The sequence below is a fragment of the Acidovorax sp. Root217 genome (genome assembly GCF_001428645.1).
GTDB lineage: Bacteria > Pseudomonadota > Gammaproteobacteria > Burkholderiales > Burkholderiaceae_C > Acidovorax.
In genome coordinates, this window is record NZ_LMIH01000002.1 from 268 (window position 1) to 3920 (window position 3653).

Annotated in this window: 3 protein-coding genes; 2 read left to right on the forward strand and 1 reads right to left on the reverse strand. The window is 68.3% G+C overall.

The annotated features are described in order from the left end of the window. Window positions 1–118 precede the first annotated feature (118 nt). Window positions 119–1024, reverse strand: coding sequence for a LysR family transcriptional regulator (locus ASE31_RS00550; RefSeq protein WP_057199599.1), 906 nt, complete (start codon window positions 1022–1024; stop codon window positions 119–121). Between the two features lie 70 nt (window positions 1025–1094). Between ASE31_RS00550 and ASE31_RS00555 the strand changes: the two genes are divergently transcribed. Together ASE31_RS00555 and ASE31_RS00560 are read left to right on the forward strand one after the other, a co-directional pair. Next, the gene (locus ASE31_RS00555) at window positions 1095–2417 is read left to right on the forward strand and encodes a sulfatase (RefSeq protein WP_057199600.1); all 1323 of its coding nucleotides are present in this window, start codon (window positions 1095–1097) and stop codon (window positions 2415–2417) included. A gap of 72 nt (window positions 2418–2489) precedes the next feature. After that, window positions 2490–3521 carry a tripartite tricarboxylate transporter substrate binding protein gene (locus ASE31_RS00560; RefSeq protein ID WP_057199601.1) on the forward strand — a complete coding sequence of 344 codons (1032 nt, stop codon included), beginning with the start codon at window positions 2490–2492 and terminating at the stop codon, window positions 3519–3521. Window positions 3522–3653 lie beyond the last annotated feature (132 nt).

Here is a 3653-nt window from a genome sequence, read left to right on the forward strand (position 1 = left end):
TGCAAGAGAAAGTTACTGCGCCGCCGGGCGCACATCCCGGCCTCCGCCCTCAACCCAGGCACGCAACCCAAACAGACAACGAGAGACCACGCCAACCATCACCCGAAGCGATGATCCTTCATGAACGCCCACTCGCATGCGCCAGGATGAAGTCCTTGACCAACACCATGGAGGCGTCTTCCAGCAACGCACTGCGGCACCACAGGTAGATGTCGCGCGGGGGCGGCACCACCGCGACCGGCAGGGCCAGTTCGACCAGGCCGTAGAAAGGCGCCAAAAATCCCAGCGGATAGCGCGGCAGCACCGACAGGTGGCGTCCCTTGGAGAGGATCTCCAGCACCATGTGAGCATCGCCCATCACGGTGACCTCGGTATGGCGGGCTTCGACCCCTGCCTGGCGCAGCATGTCGCGCACGGGCGCATCGAACGGGGACGCCGTGCCCATGCCCAGCCAGTCCACATCGCCGCCCGCGGCCAGAACGCCCATGCGCGCCAGCGGGTGCGCCTGGCCGCAGAAGACGCCCACCGTATCGTGCACCAGCAAGAAGCGCTCGATGCCCGCGGGCGGCTTGTCCAGCCACGAGGGGGCGATCACCAGCTCGTGCCGGCCGTCCACCAACTGGTCCACCAGCAGGTGCGGGCGGTCGCTCTGCACCGAGAAGGCGCGGCCCGGCGCCACGGCGGCCAGCCCGGCCACCAGGCCTGGCACCAGCGCGGCCCCCACCAGCGGCCCCGTGCCCAGCCGGATGGTGTTGCGAAACCCGCCGCGGTGGCGGGCGCAGGCCTCCTCGGCATCGCGCACGCTGCGCGCAATGGCCCGGCCTTCGCGCGCCAGCACCTCACCCAGCGCGGTGCTGCGCACGCCGAAGCGGCTGCGCTCGAACAGCTGGCCGCCCGCGCGCGACTCCAGGGCCTGCATGTTGTGCGTGAGCGTGGGCTGCGTCAGGTGCAGCACTTGGCTGGCCTTGCTGATGGAGCCGCATTCCAGGATGGAGGACAGTTGCAGCAGATGCCGGGGGTCCATAGATTTATTTAAGTTGAAACACCCAAATTTCAATTTTACAAAGAATGGAGCTGCCGCTAACGTGCAGGACATGCAACCCAACATCATCTACATCGTGGCGGACGACCTGGGCTTCGCCGACCTGGGCTGCTATGGCGGGCGCCAGGCGCAGTTTGGCCCGGTGTCGCCCCACATCGACGCCCTGGCTGCCGGCGGGCTGCGCCTGACGCAGGGCTACGCCAACTCGCCCGTGTGCTCACCCACGCGCGTGGCCCTGGCCACCATGCGCTACCAGTACCGTGTGCGCGCCGGCATGGAGGAGCCCATCAACAGCCGCAGCAAGGGCAGCACCGTGCTGGGCCTGCCGCCCGAACTGCCCACCCTGCCCTCGCTGCTGCGCGAGGCGGGCTATGCGACGGCCCTCATCGGCAAATGGCACCTGGGCTACCCGCCGAGCTTTGGCCCGCTGCGCTCGGGCTATGACGAGTTCTATGGCGTGATGGCCGGCGGGGTGGACTATTTCAGCCACTGCGCCGGGCGGGGCGACCATGACATGTATCTGGGCGAGGAGGAGCACCACGAGCCCGGCTACCTCACGGACCTGCTGTCGGACCGGGCCGTTGGCCATGTGGGCCGCATGGCCGAGGGCGCGCGGGCGGGCAAGCCCTTCCTGCTGAGCCTGCACTACACGGCGCCCCACTGGCCATGGGAAACCCGCGACGACGCGGCCCTGGCGGCGCAGGTGAAGGACAACCTGTTCCACCTGCACGGCGGCAATGTGGAGACCTACCGCCGCATGATCCACCACATGGACGAGGGCATTGGCCGGCTGGTGGCCACGCTGCGCACCGAGGGCCTGTTGGAGAACACGCTCATCGTCTTCACCAGCGACAACGGGGGCGAGCGCTTTTCGGATAACTGGCCGCTGGTGGGCGGCAAGATGGACCTGACCGAGGGCGGCATCCGGGTGCCGTGGATCGCCCACTGGCCGGCCGTGATCGCACCGGGCGGCACCAGCGTGCAGCAGTGCATGGGCATGGACTGGTCTGCCACCCTGCTGGAACTGGGCGGCGGCGTGCCGCACCCGCAGTACCCGCTGGACGGCGTCTCGCTGGCCCGCATCCTGCGCGACCCGGCGGACACGTTCGAACGACCGCTGTACTGGCGCATGAACCACCGCACCCAGCGCGCCCTGCGCCGGGGGCCGTGGAAGTACCTGAAGGTGGACGAACACGAGTACCTGTTCCACGTCGAGAACGATGCGCGCGAGCGCGCCAACCTGGCCCGGCACGAGCCCGCGCGCTTTGCGCAGATGCGCGACGACTGGATGGCGTGGAATGCCTCCATCCCCGAGATACCGGCCGATGCCACCGTGAGCCTGGGCTATTCGGCCAAGGACATGCCGCAGAGATAGATAGGCAGGCGCACAGGCAGACAGACAAAAAACCGAGACAGCCCTCAGAACAATACCCAAGGAGACAAGACCATGACCCTCACCCATCCATGCCTGCCGTCCGGCACCCGGCGTGGCGCACTGCGCCCCGCCACCCTGGCAGCAGCGTCGCTGCTTGCCTTGCAACTGGCTGCGCCCGCCCAGGCGCAGGACACGGCCAAAACCGCCTGGCCCAGCCGCCCCGTGACCCTGGTAGTGGGCACGCCGCCGGGCGGCGCCATCGACGCCTATGCACGCGCACTGGCCCACGAGCTGGGCAAGGTGACGGGCGGCACCTTCATCGTGGACTACAAGCCCGGCGCCAACGGCAACATCAGCGCCGAATACGTGCAGAAGGCCGCGCCCGACGGGCACACGCTGTGGATCGGCACGCAGGCCATGGTGACCATCAACCCCAGTGCCTACGCCAGCCTGCGCTGGAAGCCGACGGACTTTCGCCCCATCGCCAAGGGGGTGGAGGCGCCGCTGGTGCTGGTGGCCCACCCCTCGGTGCCGGCGCGCAGCTTTGCCGACCTGGTGAAGTGGACGGCGGCCAACCCGGGCAAGGTGTCGTACGGCTCGTACAGCCCGGGAACGCCCTCGCACTTTTTGGGCTTTCAGATGAACGAGCGTTTCAAGACCGACATGGCGCACATTCCGTACAAGGGCTCGGCCCCGCAGGTGGTGGACCTGGTGGGCGGCCAGGTGCCGCTGGGCTTTGCGCAGATGCAGACCGCGTTGCCCCAGGTGCAGGCCGGCAAGCTCAACGCGCTGGCCGTGACCAGCCCCGAGCGCTCGCGCCACCTGCCCCAGGTGCCCACGCTGGCCGAGCTGGGCTACAAGGACCTGAACACCACCATCTGGTTCGGCCTGCTGGCCGCCAGCGCCGTGCCCAAGCCGGTGCTGGACGCCATCGAGGCCGCGACTGTCAAGGCGCAGTCGGCGCCGGACTACCGCAGCAAGCTCGATGCACAGGGCTTTGATGTGCCCGCCGAGCACGGTGACGCATTCGCCCGCACGATCGCTGCGGAAACGGTGCGGTGGGCGGGGCTGGTGAAGGCTACGGGGTTCAGGGCCAACGATTGATTGGGAGTGGGCTTGGTGGATGGTGCCGCAGTCGCTTGTCGTCGATGGTGGCTGTGTGCTTTGGTTGAAGGCGGGGGCCGGGGTGTGCGCCCGGCGGCGCAGTAACTTTCTCTTGCGTCGCCAAGAGAAAGT